Here is a 21,314-nt window from a genome sequence, read left to right on the forward strand (position 1 = left end):
AAAACTCGCCCAGACCATAGGTCGGTGGGGGGCAGGCGCAAGCGGATCATGCGAAGTGCCGTTACGACCGGATGTCTTTCACGCTCAAACCGGGTGGGCCGTTGCCCGCCGCTTCGGCCTTGCGGATCAGTGCGTGCATGCGCGCATTCAGCGGTGCCTGCTGCCCGACCGTTTGGGCAAGTCGCAGGATTGTGCCTTGTAGTGCGTCGATCTCGGTTCTCCGCCCCTTGCTCAGATCCTCCCACATGGAAGACCGGGCCTGTGCGTCGATGGTCAGCATTTGCGCCGCCACCCGCCGGAACAGCGGGGTGGGCAGGCGCAGGATGAGCGGGATCAGCCGTGGCGGCGCGGCAGTGGTCTTGGCCGGAGCGATACCGGCGGCACGCAGAACGTTCAACGCCTCGGCCATTTGGTCGGCCAGCAGGCGTCGCCATGCACGGTCCTGCAACTGCTCCAGCAGCGGCATGTCGGACAGTGCATTGACCGCATTGCCAAGGTTGATCAGCAATTTGCCCCACTGCACCGCCGCGATATCGCTGGCCTGCGTCCAGCGCAGGTGGGGCGAGGAAAGATCGGGCAGCGGCCCGGCCTCGACCTGAATGTCGCCCGAACTGGCGCGGTGATAATGGGCAGGGCCGGTGTTCACCACGTTGAAGGGCACCATCGCCGCCCGCACGTCGCTGTCGGGCAGGGCGCGGCGCAGGGCGGCGGCGTTGTCGATGCCGTTTTGCAGGCTGATGACCTGTGCCCGCGGGCAATGCTGCGCAATCAGGCTGCCCATCGCGGCGGTATCGCCCGATTTCACGCAGACCATCACGAGGTCCGCCCCCGCCAGAGCCGTCTGAGCATCGGTGTGGATAACAGACGCTGCAATGCGCAGGTCCATCCCGTCAAATCCGGTCAGGCGCAGGCCACCCTTGGCGCTTGCGTCAACAAGGCTTTGTCGCCCCAGAAACCGCACCTCGTGCCCTGAATGGGCAAGGACGCCGCCGACAAAGCAGCCGATGCTGCCTGCGCCTGCGATGGCGATTCTGGGGCGGGTCACGGGTTAGACGCCCAGACACCAGCGCATGACGGCTTTTTGCGCGTGCAGGCGGTTCTCGGCCTCGTCAAAGATCACCGAATGGGGGCCGTCCATCACCGCCGAGGTCGCCTCGTCATCGCGGTGCGCGGGCAGGCAGTGCATGAACAGGCTGTCCGGCTTGGCCCGCGCCATCAGCGCGTCGTTCACCTGATAGCCGCGCAACTGGTTGTGGCGACGTTCGCGGGCGGATTGCGGATCGTGCATCGACACCCATGTGTCAGTGACCACCAGATCGGCCCCCGCGACCGCTTCGGCTGGGTCGCGCACGGTGGTGTAAAGGCCGTTCAGGCTCGGCTCCGGATCCAGCGTTTGTGGTCCGGTAAAGACGAGGTCAAAGTCGAACTGCTTGGCCGCGTGGGCAAAGCTGGCAAAGACGTTATTGCCATCCCCCGACCACACGACCTTCTTGCCCTTGATCGGGCCGCGATGTTCCTCGAACGTCATGATGTCGGCCATGATCTGGCAGGGGTGGGTGCGGTTGGTCAGGCCGTTGATTACCGGCACTGTGGCGTATTCGGCCATCTCCAGCAGGGTCGCTTCTTCGAACGTGCGGATCATGATTAGATCGACATAGCGTGACAGCACGCGGGCAGTGTCGGCGATGGTCTCGCCATGGCCCAACTGCATGTCGGAGCCGGACAGCACCATGGTCTGCCCGCCCATCTGGCGCACACCCACATCAAAAGACACCCGCGTGCGGGTCGAGGGTTTTTCGAAGATCAACGCCACCATCTGGCCAGCCAGCGGCTGGTCGTCATCGGGCGTGCCCTTGGGGCGACCGGCGCGGGCCTGCTTCATGGTGTGGGCGCTGTCGATGATCTGGCGCAGATCGCCTTGGTCGGTGGTGTGGATGTCTAGAAAATGGGTCATATCAGTCTCTTGTAACTTGGGCCGGTGGCCAGCGTTGGAACATCTGTCCGGTCGGCACCGGCAGTCAGAATAGGATAGGCGCGGCGCTTAGGCGTTAAGCGTCGAGGCGGCGGCGTCCAGCCGCGCGACGGCCTGCGTGATCTCGTCATCGGTGATGTTGAGCGGTGGCAGCAGACGGACGGTGTTGTCCGCCGCAGGCACGGTCAGCAGCGCCTGATCGTATGCGGCCTGCACAAGGTCGGTATTGGGCGCCTTGCACTTCAGCCCCATCATCAACCCATGCCCACGCACGCAGTCGAACACTTCGGGATGCGCAGCCACCAGCCCTTCGAGCTTTTGGCGCAGGCTGCCCGCCTTGCGGTTCACATCGTCCAGAAAGGCGGGGGTGTTCACGATGTCCATCACCGCATTGCCTACGGCACAGCCCAAGGGGTTGCCGCCATAGGTCGAACCATGCGTGCCCGCAGTCATGCCGCTGGCGGCATTTTCGGTCGCCAGCACGCAGCCAAGAGGGAAGCCGCCGCCAATGCCCTTGGCGACCATCATGATGTCCGGTTCGATCCCCGCCCATTCATGCGCAAACAGCTTGCCGGTGCGCCCGACGCCGCATTGCACTTCGTCAAGGATCAGCAGGATGCCGTTTTCGTCGCACAGGTCGCGCAGCCCTTTCAGGCACTGGTCCGGCACGGGGACAATCCCGCCTTCGCCCTGCACGGGTTCGATCAGGATCGCGGCCGTGGTGTCGGTGATCGCGCTGTGCAGCGCGTCGTGATCCCCGAATGGCACATGCACAAAACCGGGGAGCAGGGGGCCGAACCCTTTGGTCATCTTTTCCGATCCGGCAGCGGCGATACCGGCAGAGGACCGGCCATGGAAACTGCCCGAGAAGGTGATGATATCGGTACGGTCCGGCTGGCCTTTGTCGTAAAAATACTTGCGCGCCATTTTCACAGCGAGTTCGCAGGACTCCGTGCCCGAGTTGGTGAAAAACACCGTGTCGGCAAATGTCGCATCCACCAGCTTGTCCGCCAGCGCCTGTTGCTGGGGAATGTGATAGAGGTTCGAGGTGTGCCAAAGCGCGCCTGCCTGTGCGGTCAGCGCCTCGGTCAGGGCGGGGTTGGCATGGCCCAGCACGTTCACTGCGATGCCCGCGCCCAGATCAAGAAAGCGTCGCCCGTCCGTGTCGATCAGCCAGGCACCTTCGCCTTTTACAAAGTGAAAGGGCGCACGGTTATAGGTCGGCAGAACGGAAGCGATCATCGGGATCATCCTTTAAGAAGGCCAGCGGCATGACGGTGTTCGTGCATGAGCCATCCGGCGGGGTCAACAATTTTGAAAGGAAAGGGGGCCGCACAATGCAGGATGCGCATCGCACAAGCAGGATCAATGGCAGCCTTAGCTGCGCGCGCAGTATCGTCGGAGGGAAGTGCGTTTGATCATGGCGCGTGCTTAGAGCGTTGCGATTTCCTTGGCCAGTGTTTTTTGGGCAGGGCGGCACGTGGCGGGCCGGTGTGGTGTGAAAGGCGCATTTTTGCGCTTGCGCGGGTTCTGCTTTTGGGCGCAATGCAACGCCATGTATGCCGCCAAGAACCACAATCCTCCCCTTGCCGCCACGCTGATTGCGGTGGCCTGCGCCTTTATCGCGCTGACCACGCTGATCGCCAAAGCCTTAGGCACCACGCAGTTCGGTGCGCCGATGCATCCGTTCCAGATCGTGTTCGGGCGGTTCTTTTTCGCGTTTTCGACCTTTGCCATCGCGGTCGCCATTTTTCGCCCGCGACTGCAACGCCCACATCTGCCACTGCATTTTGCACGCACGTTCAGCGGCTGGGGCGGTCTGGTACTGATGTTCGCAAGTGTGGCGCATATTCCGCTGGCGGATGCGACGGCAATTTCGTTCCTGAACCCTGTCTTCGGGATGATCTTTGCGATCCCGCTGCTGGGCGAAAAAGTGGGCAAGTGGCGCTGGCTTGCGGCAGTGATTGCCTTTGTCGGCGCGGTGGTCCTGCTGCGGCCCACGCCTGACAGTTTTCAGCCTACGGCGCTGTTTGCGCTGGGCGCGGCGCTGGTGCTGGGGTTCGAGTTGAACATCATCAAAAAGCTGACGCGCCGTGAGAACCCGTTTTCGATCCTGCTGGTGAACAACGGGATCGGCGTCGGGATTGCGACCACTGCGGCGGTGTGGGTCTGGATCTGGCCGACGCCGCAGCAATGGGCGCTGATGGCGCTGTTGGGTTGTGCGATGGCCGTGGCGCAAACCTGTTTCGTGAACGCCATGGCGCGGGCCGATGCGAGCTTTGTCGCGCCGTTCAGCTATGGCACCCTGATTTTTGCCGCCGTTTACGATGTGTTGTTTTATGGCGTGATACCGGATGCAGTCACGGTGCTGGGTGCGACCATCATCATCACCGGTGCGTTGCTGCTGGCGTGGCGCGAGGGACGGCGCGTTGCGGTGGAAGTTGACCAAGCTCCCTTGTAACTTCGGCGCGCGCCATTAAAATAGGGTGCTGACACTGAATTCTAGGCGGCCCCAGCCAGCGGGCCGCTTTTTAGCTAAGAAAGCCTGCCGATGTCCTGGACTGACGAGCGCGTTGAACTTCTCAAAAAAATGTGGGGCGAAGGCCAGTCGGCCAGCCAGATCGCAAAGGAACTGGGCGGCGTGACACGCAACGCGGTGATCGGCAAAGTCCACCGGCTGGGTCTGTCCAACCGTGCAGGCAGCGGTGCCGCACCTGCCAAGGTCGAGGCCAAGGCCAAGCCCGCCGCCCCCAAGGCCGAGGCCAAGCCCAAAGCACCACCGGCCCAACCGCAGCCCAAGACCGAGCCGGCGATCAAGCCTGTGCCCGCAGGTGAGGCTAAACCGAACCTGCCCGCGCGCAAACAGATCATTCCCGCCGGTCAGCCGCTGCCGCCGCAGCCGTCGGCGAACGAGATCAGCCCCGAGGCGCTGGCCAAGGTCAACGAGGTCGAGAAGAAATCCAAGAAGATCAGCCTGATGGAATTGACCGAACGGACCTGCAAATGGCCCGTGGGCGACCCTGCCACTGATAACTTCTGGTTCTGCGGTCTGCCCGTGCAACAGGGCAAACCCTATTGCGAGGCCCACGTGGGCGTGGCGTTCCAGCCCATGTCCTCGCGCCGCGACCGCCGCCGCTAATCCGGCGGAGGCTGCGCCACGTCATGTTTCAGGGGGCTTTGCCCCCGTCGCATGGCGCCTCCCCCAAGGTATTTCTAACCCAAAGACGATGCGCCGAGGCTGCTGAGGATTGGGCAGTCTGGGCGGTTGTCGCCTGCGCATGTCTTCACCAGATGGGTGAGCGTGTCGCGCATGGCGCTGAGGTCGTCGATCTTGGTCTGGATGGCGTCGAGGTGATCTTGGGCGATCCGGCGGACATCGGCGCTGGTGCGGTCGCGATCCTGCCAGAGGGTCAGCAGCGACTGGCAGTCCGCGATGGAGAAGCCGAGGGCACGTGCGCGTGCAAGGAAGGCGAGGCGGTGCAGTTCGGTGTCGCTGAAGCTGCGATAGCCGTTGGCGTTCCGGTCGGGGTGGATCAGGCCGATTTCTTCGTAATAGCGGATGGTTTTGGCCGGTAGACCGGTGACTTTGGATGCGCGCGAGATGTTCATGGCCGCACCGCCCCGCGCAGGCGCAGCGCGTTCGTCACCACAAAGACTGAGGACAAGGCCATGGCCAGTGCGGCGAGGGGGGGCGAGAGTTGTGGCCCGCCGAAGGGGACGAGGACTCCCGCCGCCACAGGGATCAGCAAGGCGTTGTAGCCGAAGGCCCAGCCGAGGTTCTGGCGGATATTGCGCAAAGTGGCGGCACTGATGTCGATGGCGCGCAGCACGGCGTCGGGCTCGGGCGACATGAGCACCACATCCGCAGCTTCGATCGCGGCGTCATTTGCGCCGTTCACTGCCAGCCCGACATCGGCAGAGGCGAGCGCGGGGGCGTCGTTAATGCCATCGCCCACAAATGCAACGGGCCCGTGGGCGCTGCGCAGACTGTCGAGGGCGGCGACTTTGCCGTCGGGTTTGACCCCAGCGATCACGTCGTCGATGCCGAGGCTTCGCGCCACGTGCTTTGCTGTCGCCTCGGTATCGCCGGAGATCATGGCAACGCGGCGGCCACCTGCGCGCAGGGCGGCAATTGTGTCTTTTGCGCCGGTGCGGATCGGATCGCTGATCGCCAGCACGCCTGCATGTGTGCCGTTGAGGGCAACGTGGACGGGGGTGATGCCTGCCTTGGCCCATTCTTCCGCTGTTTCGATCCATTCGGGGGTGGGCGTGACGTTTGCGTGGTCAAGCATGGCCGCATTTCCGACGACAACGTGCGTGCCGTCGACCGTGGCCTGAGCGCCTTGGCCCAGCACCGCCTCAAAGTCGGTTGCGTCGCGAGGGATCTCGGGCGCGGCGTCTGTGATGGCCTTGGCGATCGGGTGTTCGGAATGGCTTTCGACCCCTGCTGCCAGACGCAGCATCTTGTCCGTATCTGTGCCGATCCGGTCGGTGAGTTTCGGGGTGCCCATGGTCAGGGTGCCGGTCTTGTCAAAGGCGATGACGCGGGCATCTTGCAGGCGTTGCAGCGCTGCGCCCTTGTGAAACAGCACGCCGAGTTCGGCGGCGCGCCCTGTGCCAATCATGACAGACATCGGTGTGGCCAGCCCCATGGCGCAGGGGCAGGCGATGATCAGGACAGAAACACCCGCGACCACCGCAGGCCCCAATCCCGACAACGCCCACCAAAGGGCAAAGGTGACTGCGGCGATCACCAGAACGGCGGGCACGAACCACGCCGTGATGCGGTTCACCAATGCCTCGACCGGCAGGCGGGCGGCCTGTGCAGCTTGGGTCAGGGCGGTGATGCGCGCCAGCGCGGTGTCGTCGCCCACATGGGTGGCCTGATAGGTTAACGTGCCGGTGGTAAGGACGGTGCCGGCGCTGACGGGGGCACCGGTGGATTTGAGCACGGGCACGGGTTCGCCCGTGAGCATGGATTCGTCCACGTGGGTCTGGCCTGACAGCACGGTGCCATCCACGGCGATCCGCGCACCGGGGCGGGCGCGCAGGGTGTCACCGACCTGTACCTGGGTCAGCGGGATGTCGGTGAATGTGCCGTCGCGTTCCACCTCGGTCGTGTCGGGGCGCAGGCCGAGAAGACGGCGCACCGCATCGCCGGTATGACCCTTGGCCCGCGCTTCGAGCCAGCGACCGAGAAGGATCAGGGTCACGATGACGGCGGCAGCTTCGAAATAGACGCCTGTGGGGGGCAAGATGGTGGGGGCAATGACTGCCAGTGCCGAAAAGGAGAATGCCGCGCCTGCGCCAAGGGCCACGAGGGCATCCATGTCGGGCCTTGCCCGCAACAGACCGGGAATGCCGCGGCGGAAGAACCCCGCGCCAGGACCGACCAGCACAAGGGCCGTCAGGACAAGCTGGATCATATGGCTGGTGGCGGTGCCGATGGTGGCCGCAATCCAGTGGTGCATCGCAGGCACCAGATGGCTGCCCATTTCGAGGATGAAAACGGGCAGGGTCAGGGCCGCCGCGATGCAAAAGCGGGTGAACAGCGGCGTGACCTCGTCCGGCGGGCTTTGGGTATCTTCCTGTGGCTCGCTGACGGGATAGCCTGCCTTGGCCAGAGTGCTGCGCAAGGGTTCGCCATCGCCAAGCAGTTCTGCGCGCAGGGTTTTGGTTGGCAAGTGGACGCGCGCGCTAATCACGGTGGGGTGGTTCTGTGCCGCTGCTTCGATACGGCCCACGCAAGAGGCGCAGGACATATCCTTGAGCGTCCATTCGACCTGCGTTGTGCGCGCAGGATAGCCTGCGCCATCAAGGGCCTGTTGCACCTCGGCGGCTTTGGCCCCTGTAACATGCGCCGTGTGGTCAGCCAGATTGACGCGGACGTCGCGGGCTTGGGGCAGGGCGGCAAGGGCCGCTTCGGCCCGTCCGACGCACGATGCGCAGTGGAGGCCGCTGAGGCCGAATGAGAGGGATGTGTCTTTCATGATAGGTCAGATAAGGGTTCCCGTGACTGGAAGGTCAAGGGCGCGGGCGATCTATCTGAAACAAAGGCCAACGCAGCTGTGAGTTGTTTGTGCGCGTGGTGCGTGGAAAGACTGCACAGGACGTCAAAGATACGCGCCATTGAGCGCGACTGCTGAAAAATGCGCATCTGCGCACCAACCGAAGGCCCCGATATGCCAGAGCTGCCCCCTTCTCCTCCGCGTGCTGCCGATGTGCTGGCGGCGCGATTGTATCAGGCCGGTTGCCGTCACGCGTTCGGCATGCCGGGGGGCGAGGTTCTGACACTGATCGACGCGCTTGAGCGGGCGGGAATCCGGTTCATCCAGTGCAAGCATGAAAACGCCGCTGCGTTCATGGCCGAAGGGGCGTGGCACCGCACCGGCGCGCCCGGCATTCTGGTGGCAACTGTCGGGCCCGGCGCGCTCAACGGGGTGAATGCGGTGGCCAATGCCCATCAGGACCGCGTGCCGCTGATCGTGCTGGCGGGCTGTGTCGATGCGGACGAGGCGCAGACCTATACCCATCAAGTGCTGGACCAACGCGCCGTTTTTGCGCCGATCACCAAGGCGACGTTCACGCTGGACGTGGGTGCGGCCCATGTGATCGCGGACAAGGCTGTGACCATCGCGACCGAAGGGCGGCCCGGTCCTGTCTTTGTCGATGTGCCGATCACCGTTGCCGTGACACCCGTTGCGCCGGAAATTCCCGCGCCGCGTGCGCCTGCCTGTCCGGTGGTGCCAGCACCCGCCCAATTGGCCGAGATGCGCGCCCTTCTGGCCGGTGCCGCGCGCCCCGTGCTGATTATCGGGGTCGATGCACTGACCCAAGGGTTCGATACGCAGCGCGCCGATATCTCGGGAACGGTGCGGGATTTTGTCGAGCGTTTTGGCGTGCCGGTCATCACGACCTATAAAGCCAAGGGCGTGCTGGACGAGGAACACCCGCTGGCGCTGGGCGGTGCAGGACTGTCACCCAAGGCGGACGGTGTGCTGCTGCCGCTCGTGCAGCAGGCGGATCTGATCATCGGGCTGGGCTATGACCCGATTGAAATGCGCACCGGCTGGCGGGATTTTTACTTTCCCGGCATCCAGACGATGATCGACATCACCGCAGCGCCGAACCACCATTACATGCATCAGGCGACCATGAACGTGATCGGGGATTGCGCCGCCACCCTGACTGCATTGGGCGAGGGCGTCATGCCGCGCGCCACGTGGGAAGGGGGCGAAGTTGCGGCGGCCAAGGCGGCCCTTGCCGCCGCGTTTCCCCGCGATGACGTCTGGGGACCGGCGGCAGTGATCGACACCTGCCGCCGTGTGCTGCCGCAGGACACCCTTGCCACCGCAGACAGTGGCGCGCACCGCATTCTGCTGAGCCAGATGTGGACCTGTGCGCAGCCACGCGGGCTGATGCAATCGTCGGCCCTGTGCACGATGGGATGCGCGGTGCCGCTGGCGATGGGGGCGCAAGTGATCGAACCGGACCGCCCCGTTGTCAGTTTTTCGGGGGATGCGGGGTTCCTGATGGTGGCGGGCGAACTGTCCACCGCTGCCGAACTGGGTCTGAAGACCATTTTCGTCGTTTTTGTCGATGCATCGTTGTCCCTGATCGAGCTGAAGCAGCGCCAGCGCCAGTTGCCGAATGCAGGCGTCGATTTCGCCCGCCACGACTTTGCCGCCATGGGTCGCGCCTTTGGTGGCGAGGGGCATACCGTCACCTCGCGCGATGCGCTGGAATCCGCATTGACCGCAGCGCTGGCTAGCGACAGGTTCACCGTCATCGCGGCAGAGATCGAACGGGGGGCATATGACGGACGCATCTGAGACGGGACAACCTGCGCAAGCGGGCGCGCTGGACGGAGTCTTTGTCCTCGACCTTAGCCGCATTCTGGCGGGGCCGACGGCGACGCAGCTGCTGGGCGATCTGGGCGCAACGGTTATCAAGGTCGAAAACCCCAAGACGGGCGGCGATGATACGCGCGGATGGGGGCCGAACTATGCCCGTGACGAAAGCGGCGAAAAGACAGATCTGTCGGCCTATTTCATGTGCGCCAACCGCAACAAGCAGTCCATCGCCGTCGACATCTCGACCCCCGAAGGGCAGGCGACTGTGCGCAAACTGGCTGCGCGCGCCGATGTGGTGATCGAGAATTACAAACCCGACGGGCTGGTCAAATACGGGCTGGATCACGCGACATTGTGCGCGGCGCATCCCTCCCTCGTCTACTGTTCGATCTCGGGCTACGGGCAGTACGGGCCGAACCGCGACCAGCCGGGATATGACCTGATGGCCCAAGGCTATGGCGGGATCATGTCCCTGACCGGTGCGCCTGATGGGGCACCGATGAAGGTCGGCGTGGGCATCGCGGATGTGATGTGCGGGATGTATGCCACCATTGGCATTTTGGCCGCCTTGCGCCACCGCGACCAGACTGGCGAGGGCCAGCTTATCGACCTGTCCCTTGTCGATGCGCAGATGGCGTGGCTGATCAATGAAGGGTGCAATTTCCTGACCTCCGGCGCGGTGCCGGAACGACGTGGCAACGCCCATCCCAATATCGTGCCTTATGACGCCTTTGCCGCCAGCGATGGGCACATTCTGGTGGCCGTGGGCAATGACGCGCAGTTTGCCCGTTTTTGCGATGCCATCGGCGCGCCGGACCTTGGGGCCGATCCGCGCTACCTTACCAATCTGGGCCGGATCGAAAACCGCGAGACATTGATCCCCGCGCTGCGTCCCGTTTTGGCGACCTTCACCAAGGCCGAGCTTTTGCAGCGGTTGCAGGCAGTCAAGGTGCCCTGCGGCCCGATCCATGATGTGGCCGAGGCGTTGGGGTCCGACCAGGCACAGGCGCGTGGCACTGTCGTCGAAGTTGCGCGCGAAGGCGTTGAAGGCGGGCTTGTCCGCCTGCTGGCCAACCCGCTCAAATTCTCGGCCACGCCGGTGCGCTATAACCGCCCTCCACCACGCTTTGGCGAGGATACCGCGGCGGTTCTGGCGATGCTGGATGCGCAACAGGACAGCGAGAGCTAGGCACCGACCTCCCCCATGACGTGAAATTGCCGCCCATTCCGGCGCGGGGCTGAAACCTTGCTCACGGAATGGGGTTCACGCTTCACGTGTGCGTGTAGGCAGGGCGGAAAACCTGATTTTACAACGGAAATGCAATAAAAAGGCGGGGTTTCTGATAAGAAGGTAAGCCGCCCATGATGTACGATATCTGCCAGTCGCCGGTCTGTTTGGATGATGCTGCGGTGTTGGAGGACTGGAACGGCATGATCCGCGCCTTCCTGTCCCACGGCACCGCGACGCCGACCCATCTGGGCGCTGTCCTGAAAGGCGCGCCGGACTTCGCGATGGGGCACGCGGCCAAGGGCCTGTTTTCCCTAATGATGGGGCGCAAGGAACTGACCGAGGTGGCGCGGGAGGCGGGCCGCGATGCGGTAGCGGCACTTGCCCGATCCGGCGGCAGCACCCGAGAGCGGCTTTGGGTGCGCGCCTTGGGCGAATGGCTGGACGGGCGACCGTCGGGCGCGATTGCCGCGATGGAACGGATTCTGGTCGACCATCCCACCGATACGCTGTCGGCCAAGCTAAGCCACGGCATCCGCTTTATCCTTGGCGACGGGGTCGGCATGCGTGCCTCGATCGAGGCGGTGCTGGACGCCCACAAAGGACACCCGCTGGAAGGCTACGCACTGGGTTGTCACGCCTTCACGTTGGAGGAAACCGGAGAGTATCACGCGGCAGAGGCGGCAGGGCTGCGCGGGCTGGACCTTGCCCGCGACGATGCATGGGGGCTGCATGCGGTGGCCCATGTCTATGACATGACGGCCCGTGCCGACAAAGGCATCGCCCTGATTGAGGGTAATTGCGGCGCGTGGGATCACTGCAACAACTTCCGCTACCATGTGTGGTGGCACAAGGCGCTGTTGCATCTGGATCGCGGCGAACATGACATCGTGCTGGCGCTGTATGACGATCAGATCCGTGCCGAGAAAAGCGATGACTACCGCGATATGGCCAATGCGACGTCGCTGTTGATGCGGCTGGAGCTTGAGGGCGTGAATGTCGCCAACCGCTGGGATGAACTGGCCGAACTGGCACAGGCACGCACCGATGATGGATGCCTTGTCTTTGCTGATCTGCATTACATGCTGGCCCTGTCCGCCGCCGGTAAAACCACCGCGAGCGCGGCGCTGACACAGCGTTATGCCATCGACGCCACGCGAAGCGGCGAGATGCCTGCCCGTGTCGCAAATCCGGGTCGCGCGGCACTTGCAGGGCTGAACGCCTTTGCCGAAGGACGCTATGATCTGGCGTTTCGCAATCTGGCCGCCGCGCGCCCGTCACTGCAAACCATCGGCGGCAGTCACGCGCAGCGCGATGTGTTTGAACGTATGACTATCGATGCGGGCCTGCGTGCCGGAATGACAGATGCGGTCCAGACCCTGATCGAGGACAGAATCGCCCAAAGATCAGGCGCGATTGATCGGTTTTCCGCAACCAGATTGCAGAGTTTGAGCGATGCACGGCGCATACCCGCGCAGTGATGTAATTGCCAGAGACACCCCCGCAGAAGCAGATTAAAGAGCGGCCATGACATTTGCCGATCCTTCCTCCTCCTCCCCCTCTGCCGCGCCTGCTAGCGCACCCGTGGCAGCCCCTTCTGCGGCCCCTGTGCGGGTCCGTGATATCCGTCTGGATTTCTTCCGCGGTATTGCGATGTTCATCATCCTTTTCGCCCATACGCCGGGCAACTTTGCCACGTCGTGGATTCCGGCACGGTGGGGATTTTCGGACGCCACGGAAATCTTTGTATTCTGTTCGGGCATGGCCAGTGCCATCGCCTTTGGCCGTGCGTTTGACACGGTGGGCTGGCGGCTGGGCACAGCGCGCGTAACCTATCGCGTCTGGCAGGTGTACTGGGCGCATGTGGGGCTGTTCTTTGCCACGCTGGCGCTGGTGTCGTTTCTGACGGGCCTCGAATGGGAGGGCACGCGGAACTATGTGGGCCAGCTGAACCTTTGGCGTTTCTATTCCGAGGTGGATACCGGCACGGTTTCCGACCTGATCCTGCGGTTCATGACGCTGCGCTATGTGCCGAACTATTTCGACATTCTGCCGATGTATATGGTCGTGCTGGTGATGATGCCGCTGGTGATGGTGCTGGCGCGGGTGCATCTGGGGCTGGTTGCGGCGTTCATGGGGATCAGCTGGCTGCTGGCCCAGACGGCGTTGACCGAGGCGCTTGGCCTGCCGCATCTGGAACTGCCTGCCGATCCGTCCTCGGACCGTGCATGGTTCTTCAACCCGTTTGCGTGGCAACTGATCTTTTTCACCGGCTTTGCCTTCATGCGCGGCTGGCTGCCGAAACCGCCCGTGAACACGGTGATGATCGCGATTGCGCTGACGGTGGTGCTGGCCAACGTACCGCTGTCCAATATCGGCACGCGCGAGTTCGGCTTTGACTGGGCGCGCGACTGGCGGGCCGACAATCAGGCTTGGATCAGCAAATCCGACTTCGGCATCCTGCGCTTTGTGCACTTTCTGGCGCTGGCCTATCTGATGTGGGTGCTGGCAGGTGACAAGGGCGACCGCCTGCGTGCTGGTCACAGCGTGGCAGGCCGCGTCTGGGGCGTCGTGCTGACGCTGATCCTCAAGGTCGGGCAGCAATCGCTGGCGGTTTTTGTCGTGTCGATGTTCACCGCGCGCTTCATGGGCTTTGCCATGGATGTGCTTGGGCGGAATTTCGGCACAGTTTTGCTTGTGAACCTTTTCGGGATTTGTGTGTTGATCATTACGGCCTATGTAGCCGGCTGGTACAAATCCAACCCATGGAAGAAGGTAACGCATTGATGTTGCGTCGTGAATTCTTGGCTTCGCTGGCCGCTCTTGCTGTGGCACCCCGCGGGGCCTTTGCCGAAACAGCCGAGCCGGGCCTGCAACTGGCCGAAGCAACCCCGTTCACCCCGTCCCATGTGACGGACCGCGCCCGCGCTTTGGCGGGCCAGCCCTATACGCCGCGCCCGCAAATCCCCGAGGCATGGCGCAAGCTGACCTATGACCAGTATCGCAAGATCTGGTTCGATGCGCGCAATGCGCTGTGGGAAGGATCGGACGCGCCGCAGCGGGTCGATGTGTTCCCACCGGGGCTTTATTTCCCGCAGGCGGTGCGGATCAACGTGGTGCAGGGCGATCAGGCCCGCCCGTTGAAGTTCGACATGGGCGTGTTCGATAAAACCGACAAGTTCCCCGATGTGCCGGTCGATGACACGCTAGGCTATTCTGGCCTGCGCCTACGCGCCGAGTTGCGCCAGCCCGGCATTTATGAGGAATATGCGGTATTTCAGGGCGCCAGCTATTTCCGTGGCATCGGCACCGATGACATCTATGGCCTGTCCGCGCGCGGACTTGCGCTCAACACGGGCGAGCCGTCGGGCGAAGAGTTCCCCGATTTCACCGACTTCTGGCTGGAAGAGCCCGAAGCGGGCGCGGCAACGATCATCCTGCATGCCTTGCTCGACAGTCCGTCCTGCACGGGGGCGTATCGCTTTGCCATCACGCCGGGTCAGCCACTGCATATGGAAGTCGAGGCCGAGATTTTTGCCCGCAAGGCGCTCAGCCATGTGGGGATCGCGCCGCTGACCTCGATGTTCCTGTTTGATGATACCGACCGCCAGCGGTTCGACGATTTCCGCCCTGCGGTGCACGACAATGACGGGTTGATGGTTCACAACGGCGGGGGCGAGGTCATCTGGCGTCCGCTGGCCAACCCGCGCACCTTGCAGATCAGCGCCTTTGCCGATGTCGATCCGCGCGGTTTCGGGCTGATGCAGCGCGCCCGCGATTTCGAGGATTTCAACGATCTTGAGGCGCTTTACCACCGCCGTCCCGGCCTGTGGGTCACACCCGGTGAAGGGTGGGGGAACGGGGCCGTGCAACTGGTCGAAATTCCCGCTGATCTGGAAATCTACGACAATATCGTCGCCTATTGGCGCCCCGCCGAAGAGATCGCGGCAGGTTCCTCGCACCGCTTTACCTATCGTTTGGACTGGGGGCAGGATCCCGCGCCAAAGGCGGCCATGCCGCTGCGCGTGTTGAACACTGCCGCAGGTGCGCGCCCCGAAGGGGGCCGCGTCTTTGCCATTGATTTCGAGAATGCAGACCACGTGCCGGATGATCTGTCGCGCATCGACCGTCTGGTGCGCACGACTGCTGGCGAAGTGACCGAAGGCGTGATGCAGCGCAATCCGGCGACGGGCGGCCCGCGCCTTGCGTTTACCTTTACCCCCGGAGAGGCGGAGTGGGCGGAATTCCGTATCCAGTTGCGCCTTGATGGCGAGGCGTTGAGCGAAGTGTGGCTTTACCGGTGGATAAAATCGTGATGGATCAAAGCGAACCTCATACCCAAGACCTGACCCAATCCCAAACGCAATCCATGCCCGAGCGTGCGCCCTTGGCAATGCCGGAACAGGATTTTTCCACCGTACCACCGCTGGACGTGCCCGCGCCCGAGGCGCGTGATCCCCTGTGGCGTATTGCGGTCTTTGCCCCTGCGTTGTTCACAACCGGCCTGATGCTTTGGGGTTTGCATTCGCTGTTTTCAAATGCGGGCATGACCGTGTTGGAATATTTCCTGCTGACGCTCATCGGGTCCACCTTTGTCTGGGTCAGTCTGGCTGTGTCCACTGTGACCGTTGGGCTGGTCGGGCGGCTGGATCGCGACAAACGCGCCGCGCCTGCGCCCGCGATGGATGTGGCGCTATTGGTGCCTGTCTATAACGAAACGCCGTGGGATGTTTTCGGCAATGCCCAAGCGATGCTGGGCGATCTGGCGCGTCAGAAAGGCGGGCACCGTTACAGCCTGTTCGTTCTGTCCGACACCCGCGATGATGCCATCGCCGCGCAGGAATGGCGCGCCTATCAGGCGCTCAGCGCCTCCGCCCCGTTTCCCGTGCATTACCGGCGTCGGGCCGATAACACCGACCGCAAAGTGGGCAACCTGCTGGACTGGGTGACAGGGTGGGGCGCGGCCTATGAGGCGATGCTGGTGCTGGACGCCGACAGCCTGATGACGGGCCGTGCCATCGACCGTCTGGCCTGCGAACTGGCGGCAGACCCGCAAACCGGCCTGATCCAGAGCTTGCCGCAACTGATCGGCGCGGGCACCCTGTTTGCCCGCATGCAGCAGTTTTCGAACGTGGCCTATGGCTGGTTGCTGGCCGAGGGGTTGGCCCATTGGGCGCGCACCGAGGGCAACTATTGGGGCCATAACGCGATCATCCGCACACGGGCCTTCGCCTCCTCCGCGGGTCTGCCGCATCTGCGCAGCATGACGGGCCGCGAGGATCTGATCCTGAGCCACGACTTTGTCGAGGCGTCGCTGCTGCGACGTGCGGGTTGGCGCGTGCGTTTCCTGCCGCGTGTGTCCGGCAGTTTCGAGGAAACACCCGGCACGTTGATCGACTATGTGTTGCGCGACAACCGCTGGTGCCGAGGCAACCTGCAACACCTGCGCCTGCTGACCACACGTGGCCTGCATCCTGTCAGCCGCTTCCACCTGTTCCAAGGGGCGGCTGCCTACCTGATGTCACCAGCGTGGTTCGTGCTGCTGGTGTTCTGGACCTTGCTAGGGCGCGATGGCGACACCAACGTCATCACCTATTTCAACGAGGCGAACCCGCTATTCCCCAACTGGCCACCGGCGATGACCCATATCGACAGCGCGATTTTCCTGTTGGTGATGTATGCGATGCTGCTGGCCCCCAAGGTTGCTAGCGCGAGCATCATCATCGCCCATGCCAAGGCAGTGCGCCTGTTCGGCGGGCGGCGTGCCTTTATCGGGGCGGTGCTGTTGGAACTGGCCCTGTCCATTGCTTATGCGCCGATCCTGATGATCCAACAGACGCGCGCTGTGATCCGCTGTGTGACGGGCTATGGCTCTGGCTGGCAACCGCAAAGCCGCGATGCGCAAGCCTATCCTTTGGCCACGCTGGTGAAGTTTCACTGGGTGGAAACGGTTCTGGGCGTGCTGCTGCTGGTCGGGTTGCTGTCGGGCCTGATCTCTTGGTGGTTGGTGCCGATCATGGCAAGTCTGCTGCTGTCGGTGCCGTTGTCGGCGCTGAGTTCGACGACGTGTACGCGCCTGCGGCTTGATAACCCGCTGACCCTGCGCGAGCCGACGATCGTCGGCCATGCGCGTCAGGCCCGTGCGGTGTTTCGTGCGCGGATCGAAGCGCCAGAGGTGGCTGCCGAGTAAGTTAGGGGCGGGGGCGTTCAGCCCTCGTACCACGCTACAACGGGCAGGCCGCGTTTGATCCATCCGGGGCCTGCGCCGGAACCACTCATCCCTTCGGACACGTCCAGCACATTGGTGAACCCTGCGGTTTTTAGCTGTGCGGCCAACCCGCGTGAGCGTACACCCCGCGCACAAATCAGCGCGATGGGTTGATCGTGGGTGGATGCTTGGGCCAGCAGCGCCTCGGTGAAATCTGCGCGCCGCATGTCCAGCGGGCGGGCCCCTTCGCCAACGCCTGTGCGCTGCCATTCGTCCGGGCGGCGGATGTCGATCAGTATTAACGCCCCTGCCATTGCGGCGCGGTGGGCGTCGGGCGCGGACAAGGCCGTTTCAGCATCTGCCCGCGCCCCGACATTGTACCAGCGTGCGGCAAACAGACTGCCTCCGATCCCCGCAATCCCCAGCCCGATGCCAAAGGCTCGCCGCGTCATGCGCGTCGGGCCTTTGATCGGTGGTGGGGCTGTGCCGGTCATTTCAGCGGCGCGGCGCTTTCGAATTTGGGAATGGCGCGGTCGGATGCGGGGTCGGGGTCGATCGACACCCAGTTGGTTTCGGACAGCTCAAGATTGCCAGGAATGTCTTCTTCCCAAAAGCCGACAACGTTGCGGGTGATGTTGAGGTACAGTTTGCCATCCACGATCCGCCACAGGTTCGGATTGCCCGGAACCTTGCCGCCCTTGGCCACGCCATAGGCGCAGTGCCCGTCATATTGCGGCGCGTATTTGGCGGGATCGGCGAGGAACCTGTCGCGGTTCTCGGTCGAGGAGAAGGCAAAGGTGGCCCCGTTATAGTCGGCAGTGATCGACGCATTGCCTGGCACAGCGGCGGGTTGGGATTGGCCCACGGCGGCTTGTGGCAGATCGAAATAGGCGACCACGTCATAGCCGGACACGGCAAAGCCTGTCGGGTCGACATATTGTTCGCCAGCGAAGGCAGCATTGGCCATGGTCAGGGCCGTGGCAGCGGCGGCGAGGGTAAGGGCGAATCGGGACGTCATGGGGGCTCCTTGTCGGTATGGGTCAGGGACGGTCGATGGGTGATGCCGCTGAATTGCGACGTTCCACTATCTATATACCGGCCCTGACGTTCTGTGACGGCCCCTCGCGGTGAAGTGACCCGCTGTCGGATTTGCGTGATGACACCTAGCGCAAGCGTGGCGGGCGGTCGGGGTCCGATCCGGGGGCGGAGGTGTCCGGTGTGCGTGCTGGCGCGGGTTGGGGCAAGTCGAAACGCAGGCCGACACGGGCCAGCCGTTCCGTCACCGGATCGGACGCATCGAAGAACCCGACATCCATGGCCCCCGCCTCGATCCCCGAAAACGTCAGCGCCTCGGACGCGGCTTGGGCCAGCGCGCCCTTTGCCCCGCTGGCCGCACCGACAAAGGCCAGTAAATGCCCCTGCACCCCGTTCGTATCTTTGGAACCGACCAAGTAGGCCATTTGCGCCAGTCCCGTAGCGGTGGCCAGTTTGGTGTCGATGGCGGTGATCAGCGTGTCGGGCAGACCCTTGGGTGCGGTGACTTCGGCCAGTTGCGCCTCAACCTCGTCCGGTCCGTGGCTCAGCGTTTGGGCCAGCCACGCGACCCCGTCCGCATCCAGCAGGAACGAGGACGGCGCCACATCAAGGTTCAGGCCCAGCCCCAACTGCTGTTCCGCCAGCAATTGGGCGATCAGACGGCCCGACAGTGCCGCAAAAGGGGCCTCCCCCCCGACAAAGGCGGCGAGCCGTTCCTCGCGGTCAAAGACCAGCACGATGTTCCCCGTGCCCGGATCAAAGACCTGCGGCGTGACCGCATCGCCCTCGGGCGCGCCTTCGAGCAGCAGGAACAGTTCTGCATCGCCCAGACGTTCGAAAAAGCGTAATCGCAGGGCGTCGTCGTCGGGGGCGGCGGTCATGGCGGTGTGGGCCATATCCAGCGGGGTCTGTGTCATTGCAGCACTTCCTTTACGCGGGCGCGCAGGGCGGGGAGCACCTCGGCCTCGAACCACGGGTTTTTCTTGAGCCATCCGGTATTGCGCCACGACGGGTGAGGCAAGGGAAAGGCGCGGGACGCATGGCTGCGCCAGCCTGCGACCGTGTCCGAAACATTCGAGCGCGTGCCAAGGTGCCAGCTTTGGGCATAGCCGCCGATCAGCAGGGTCAGGGGTACCTCGCCCAATTGCTCCATCACTTGCGCGCGCCATGTCTGGGCGCAGATTTTGGGCGGCGCGAGGTCGGAGCCTTTAGCGTTGTAGCCTGGAAAGCAGAAGGCCATGGGCACAATGGCGATGCGCGCGGTGTCATAGAATGTCGCCTCGTCCACGCCCATCCAGTCGCGCAGGCGATCCCCTGACGGATCGGTAAAGGGGCGCCCGCTGGCGTGGACCCGCGCCCCCGGAGCCTGCCCTGCGATCAGGATACGCGGCGCGGGCCCGAACCATGCGACGGGGCGCGGCGCATGGGCTGTGGCCGTGGCCGCAAAGCGGTCGGCGCAAAGGGTGCAGGCGCGGATGTCGTCAGCAAGGTTCATGCAGGGCGAGGTAGGGCATTAAGCGCGGGGGAACAATCATTTCGATGATTGTCGAATTAATGCTTGGCGCGCGCGCTTCATTTCTATATATCTAGAAATATGAAAATGGAATCACCCCTCCCGCTTGATGTCACCCGCGCGGCGAGCGCCTTTGCCGCCCTCGGGTCAGAACAACGTCTGACCGTGCTGCGCACCTTGGTGCGCGCCGGCCCCGAGGGGCTGAGCATCGGCGATCTTGGGACGCGCTCTGGCGTCACCGGATCGACGCTGACCCATCACATGAAAATCCTGTCGGCCGCGAACCTTGTCACCCAAGCGCGGCAAGGGCGGTCCATCATCTGCGCCGCTGTCGCCTTTGACGAGGTGCAAAGCCTGTCGAACTTTTTGCTGACCGAATGCTGCGCCGACAGCGCGACCCCTTGCGAGGATCACACCCATGGCTGACACAACCACCACCACACCGGATCCGATCCGCTGGCACAAACGCATTGGCGGGGCGTGGCTATGCTCGGCCCTTTTGCTGGGGCTGGTTGCCGTGTTGGACCCGCCGCAATTCGGGCCGACCATTGCCTTTGTCCTAAAGGCGCTGGCGGGCACCGCGCCGTTCATCGCCTTTGCGGTGCTGGCGGTGGCCTACCTCAAGGCGACGGGGGCCGAGAACCTGCTGGCCAAGGCGTTCGAGGGCAATCAGGCGCGGATGATCGTCATGGCCGCGCTGTTGGGCGGGCTGTCACCCTTCTGTTCGTGCGAGGTGATCCCCTTTATCGCCGCATTGCTGGCGGTGGGCGCACCGCTGGGCGCGGTCATGGCGTTCTGGCTGGCCTCGCCCCTGATGGATCCCGCAATGTTCGCGATCACCACAGGCGCGATCGGGACCGAGTTCGCGATTGCCAAAGCTGTGGCCGCGGTGAGCTTGGGTGTATTCGGCGGCTTTGGCACGATGCTGCTGTCCGGCACACCTGTGTTCAGCGATCCATTGCGGGAAAAGCCGCAAGTTGGCGGATGCTGCGGTGTGAAAAAGCCGTTCTCGGCCAAGCCGCAGTGGAAGTTCTGGACCGACAGCGACCGTGTGCAGGTATTCCGTGACACAGGGCTGCAAAACGCGGTCTTCCTGCTGAAGTGGCTGACGCTGGCCTATGTGGTCGAGGCGCTGATGGTGCACTACATGCCTGCGGACCTGATCGCGAACGTGTTGGGCGGTGACGGGGTCGGTACCGTGATCCTTGGCGCGCTGGTGGGCATGCCTGCCTACCTCAACGGTTATGCGGCGGCGCCGCTGGTGGCGGAACTGCTGGATCAAGGCATGTCGAACGGCGCGGCTATGTCGTTCATGCTCGCCGGTGGGGTCAGCTGTATCCCAGCCGCGATTGCGGTCTGGGCACTGGTCAAACCCAAGGTGTTTGCCGCCTATCTCGGCTTTGCGCTGACGGGGGCGGTTCTGGGCGGTATCGCGTGGCAGGTGGTGGCCTGAAACGGCCTGAAAACCACACGTTTCACGGGTGGTCCGGCGCTGCAAAGGGCGC

Annotated in this window: 19 protein-coding genes; 10 read left to right on the forward strand and 9 right to left on the reverse strand. The window is 63.6% G+C overall.

Annotated elements, in window-relative coordinates; genetic code table 11:
• Positions 1-61 precede the first annotated feature (61 nt).
• The 3 genes from AC6GQJ_RS14160 to AC6GQJ_RS14170 all read right to left on the reverse strand — a co-directional run bounded on the left by AC6GQJ_RS14160 (position 62) and on the right by AC6GQJ_RS14170 (position 3,214).
• Positions 62-1,045, reverse strand: coding sequence for a 2-dehydropantoate 2-reductase (locus AC6GQJ_RS14160; protein WP_500769349.1), 984 nt, complete (start codon positions 1,043-1,045; stop codon positions 62-64).
• Positions 1,046-1,048: 3 nt separating this feature from the next.
• On the reverse strand, positions 1,049-1,954 hold the full coding sequence (gene argF, locus AC6GQJ_RS14165) for an ornithine carbamoyltransferase (RefSeq protein ID WP_500769351.1): 906 nt from the start codon (positions 1,952-1,954) through the stop codon (positions 1,049-1,051).
• An 87-nt stretch (positions 1,955-2,041) separates the two neighbouring features.
• The gene (locus tag AC6GQJ_RS14170; protein WP_500769353.1) at positions 2,042-3,214 is read right to left on the reverse strand and encodes an aspartate aminotransferase family protein; all 1,173 of its coding nucleotides are present in this window, start codon (positions 3,212-3,214) and stop codon (positions 2,042-2,044) included.
• A gap of 313 nt (positions 3,215-3,527) precedes the next feature.
• Here AC6GQJ_RS14170 and AC6GQJ_RS14175 point away from each other — a divergent pair, with 313 nt between their 5' ends.
• Together AC6GQJ_RS14175 and AC6GQJ_RS14180 are read left to right on the forward strand one after the other, a co-directional pair.
• Positions 3,528-4,433, forward strand: a complete 906-nt coding sequence (locus AC6GQJ_RS14175; RefSeq protein ID WP_500773931.1) for a DMT family transporter — start codon at positions 3,528-3,530, stop codon at positions 4,431-4,433.
• Between the two features lie 90 nt (positions 4,434-4,523).
• Positions 4,524-5,111 carry a GcrA family cell cycle regulator gene (locus tag AC6GQJ_RS14180; protein ID WP_500769355.1) on the forward strand — a complete coding sequence of 196 codons (588 nt, stop codon included), beginning with the start codon at positions 4,524-4,526 and terminating at the stop codon, positions 5,109-5,111.
• Positions 5,112-5,185: 74 nt separating this feature from the next.
• Here the strand turns inward: AC6GQJ_RS14180 and cueR are convergent, their stop codons facing one another.
• Both cueR and AC6GQJ_RS14190 read right to left on the reverse strand, forming a co-directional pair.
• A complete protein-coding gene (cueR, locus tag AC6GQJ_RS14185; protein ID WP_500769357.1) occupies positions 5,186-5,581 on the reverse strand; it encodes a Cu(I)-responsive transcriptional regulator in 396 nt (131 codons plus the stop codon).
• The gene (locus AC6GQJ_RS14190; protein ID WP_500769359.1) at positions 5,578-7,962 is read right to left on the reverse strand and encodes a heavy metal translocating P-type ATPase; all 2,385 of its coding nucleotides are present in this window, start codon (positions 7,960-7,962) and stop codon (positions 5,578-5,580) included. The genes cueR and AC6GQJ_RS14190 overlap by 4 nt, the downstream gene beginning before the upstream one ends.
• Positions 7,963-8,154: 192 nt before the next feature.
• On the opposite strand from AC6GQJ_RS14190, the gene AC6GQJ_RS14195 reads away from it, so the two are divergent.
• The 6 genes from AC6GQJ_RS14195 to mdoH all read left to right on the forward strand — a co-directional run bounded on the left by AC6GQJ_RS14195 (position 8,155) and on the right by mdoH (position 17,243).
• On the forward strand, positions 8,155-9,804 hold the full coding sequence (locus AC6GQJ_RS14195) for a thiamine pyrophosphate-binding protein (protein WP_500769361.1): 1,650 nt from the start codon (positions 8,155-8,157) through the stop codon (positions 9,802-9,804).
• The gene (locus AC6GQJ_RS14200) at positions 9,788-11,014 is read left to right on the forward strand and encodes a CaiB/BaiF CoA transferase family protein (RefSeq protein ID WP_500769363.1); all 1,227 of its coding nucleotides are present in this window, start codon (positions 9,788-9,790) and stop codon (positions 11,012-11,014) included. Before AC6GQJ_RS14195 ends, AC6GQJ_RS14200 begins: the two co-directional genes overlap by 17 nt.
• A gap of 173 nt (positions 11,015-11,187) precedes the next feature.
• Positions 11,188-12,534, forward strand: coding sequence for a tetratricopeptide repeat protein (locus tag AC6GQJ_RS14205; RefSeq protein WP_500769365.1), 1,347 nt, complete (start codon positions 11,188-11,190; stop codon positions 12,532-12,534).
• A gap of 46 nt (positions 12,535-12,580) precedes the next feature.
• On the forward strand, positions 12,581-13,840 hold the full coding sequence (locus AC6GQJ_RS14210; RefSeq protein ID WP_500769367.1) for an OpgC family protein: 1,260 nt from the start codon (positions 12,581-12,583) through the stop codon (positions 13,838-13,840).
• Complete coding sequence (locus tag AC6GQJ_RS14215; RefSeq protein WP_500769369.1) at positions 13,840-15,369, forward strand: OpgD/OpgG family glucan biosynthesis protein; 1,530 nt, start codon at positions 13,840-13,842, stop codon at positions 15,367-15,369. The genes AC6GQJ_RS14210 and AC6GQJ_RS14215 overlap by 1 nt, the downstream gene beginning before the upstream one ends.
• Complete coding sequence (gene mdoH, locus AC6GQJ_RS14220) at positions 15,369-17,243, forward strand: glucans biosynthesis glucosyltransferase MdoH (RefSeq protein WP_500773933.1); 1,875 nt, start codon at positions 15,369-15,371, stop codon at positions 17,241-17,243. Before AC6GQJ_RS14215 ends, mdoH begins: the two co-directional genes overlap by 1 nt.
• 17 nt (positions 17,244-17,260) lie before the next feature.
• Here mdoH and AC6GQJ_RS14225 read toward each other — a convergent pair whose 3' ends face one another.
• The 4 genes from AC6GQJ_RS14225 to AC6GQJ_RS14240 all read right to left on the reverse strand — a co-directional run bounded on the left by AC6GQJ_RS14225 (position 17,261) and on the right by AC6GQJ_RS14240 (position 19,791).
• Positions 17,261-17,713 (reverse strand): rhodanese-like domain-containing protein, encoded by a 453-nt coding sequence (locus AC6GQJ_RS14225; RefSeq protein WP_500769371.1) that lies wholly within the window; start codon positions 17,711-17,713, stop codon positions 17,261-17,263.
• A 38-nt stretch (positions 17,714-17,751) separates the two neighbouring features.
• Positions 17,752-18,279 (reverse strand): YHS domain-containing (seleno)protein, encoded by a 528-nt coding sequence (locus tag AC6GQJ_RS14230; protein ID WP_500769373.1) that lies wholly within the window; start codon positions 18,277-18,279, stop codon positions 17,752-17,754.
• A gap of 145 nt (positions 18,280-18,424) precedes the next feature.
• Positions 18,425-19,213, reverse strand: a complete 789-nt coding sequence (locus tag AC6GQJ_RS14235) for an SseB family protein (protein WP_500769375.1) — start codon at positions 19,211-19,213, stop codon at positions 18,425-18,427.
• Positions 19,210-19,791, reverse strand: coding sequence for a uracil-DNA glycosylase family protein (locus AC6GQJ_RS14240; protein WP_500769377.1), 582 nt, complete (start codon positions 19,789-19,791; stop codon positions 19,210-19,212). Before AC6GQJ_RS14240 ends, AC6GQJ_RS14235 begins: the two co-directional genes overlap by 4 nt.
• A gap of 99 nt (positions 19,792-19,890) precedes the next feature.
• On the opposite strand from AC6GQJ_RS14240, the gene AC6GQJ_RS14245 reads away from it, so the two are divergent.
• Both AC6GQJ_RS14245 and AC6GQJ_RS14250 read left to right on the forward strand, forming a co-directional pair.
• Positions 19,891-20,235, forward strand: a complete 345-nt coding sequence (locus tag AC6GQJ_RS14245) for an ArsR/SmtB family transcription factor (protein ID WP_500769379.1) — start codon at positions 19,891-19,893, stop codon at positions 20,233-20,235.
• The gene (locus AC6GQJ_RS14250) at positions 20,228-21,262 is read left to right on the forward strand and encodes a permease (RefSeq protein WP_500769381.1); all 1,035 of its coding nucleotides are present in this window, start codon (positions 20,228-20,230) and stop codon (positions 21,260-21,262) included. Before AC6GQJ_RS14245 ends, AC6GQJ_RS14250 begins: the two co-directional genes overlap by 8 nt.
• Positions 21,263-21,314 lie beyond the last annotated feature (52 nt).

The organism is Tateyamaria sp. 7Alg 36 (genome assembly GCF_059882455.1).

Excerpts from the sequence above, each read along its gene's own strand:
- argF (WP_500769351.1), bottom strand. The coding sequence starts at position 1,954 with ATGACCCATTTTCTAGACATCCACACCACCGACCAAGGCGATCTGCGC.
- AC6GQJ_RS14170 (WP_500769353.1), bottom strand. The coding sequence starts at position 3,214 with ATGATCGCTTCCGTTCTGCCGACCTATAACCGTGCGCCCTTTCACTTT.
- AC6GQJ_RS14175 (WP_500773931.1), top strand. The coding sequence starts at position 3,528 with ATGTATGCCGCCAAGAACCACAATCCTCCCCTTGCCGCCACGCTGATT.
- AC6GQJ_RS14180 (WP_500769355.1), top strand. The coding sequence starts at position 4,524 with ATGTCCTGGACTGACGAGCGCGTTGAACTTCTCAAAAAAATGTGGGGC.
- cueR (WP_500769357.1), bottom strand. The coding sequence starts at position 5,581 with ATGAACATCTCGCGCGCATCCAAAGTCACCGGTCTACCGGCCAAAACC.
- AC6GQJ_RS14190 (WP_500769359.1), bottom strand. The coding sequence starts at position 7,962 with ATGAAAGACACATCCCTCTCATTCGGCCTCAGCGGCCTCCACTGCGCA.
- AC6GQJ_RS14195 (WP_500769361.1), top strand. The coding sequence starts at position 8,155 with ATGCCAGAGCTGCCCCCTTCTCCTCCGCGTGCTGCCGATGTGCTGGCG.
- AC6GQJ_RS14200 (WP_500769363.1), top strand. The coding sequence starts at position 9,788 with ATGACGGACGCATCTGAGACGGGACAACCTGCGCAAGCGGGCGCGCTG.
- AC6GQJ_RS14205 (WP_500769365.1), top strand. The coding sequence starts at position 11,188 with ATGATGTACGATATCTGCCAGTCGCCGGTCTGTTTGGATGATGCTGCG.
- AC6GQJ_RS14210 (WP_500769367.1), top strand. The coding sequence starts at position 12,581 with ATGACATTTGCCGATCCTTCCTCCTCCTCCCCCTCTGCCGCGCCTGCT.
- AC6GQJ_RS14215 (WP_500769369.1), top strand. The coding sequence starts at position 13,840 with ATGTTGCGTCGTGAATTCTTGGCTTCGCTGGCCGCTCTTGCTGTGGCA.
- mdoH (WP_500773933.1), top strand. The coding sequence starts at position 15,369 with ATGGATCAAAGCGAACCTCATACCCAAGACCTGACCCAATCCCAAACG.
- AC6GQJ_RS14225 (WP_500769371.1), bottom strand. The coding sequence starts at position 17,713 with ATGACGCGGCGAGCCTTTGGCATCGGGCTGGGGATTGCGGGGATCGGA.
- AC6GQJ_RS14230 (WP_500769373.1), bottom strand. The coding sequence starts at position 18,279 with ATGACGTCCCGATTCGCCCTTACCCTCGCCGCCGCTGCCACGGCCCTG.
- AC6GQJ_RS14235 (WP_500769375.1), bottom strand. The coding sequence starts at position 19,213 with ATGACACAGACCCCGCTGGATATGGCCCACACCGCCATGACCGCCGCC.
- AC6GQJ_RS14240 (WP_500769377.1), bottom strand. The coding sequence starts at position 19,791 with ATGAACCTTGCTGACGACATCCGCGCCTGCACCCTTTGCGCCGACCGC.
- AC6GQJ_RS14245 (WP_500769379.1), top strand. The coding sequence starts at position 19,891 with ATGAAAATGGAATCACCCCTCCCGCTTGATGTCACCCGCGCGGCGAGC.
- AC6GQJ_RS14250 (WP_500769381.1), top strand. The coding sequence starts at position 20,228 with ATGGCTGACACAACCACCACCACACCGGATCCGATCCGCTGGCACAAA.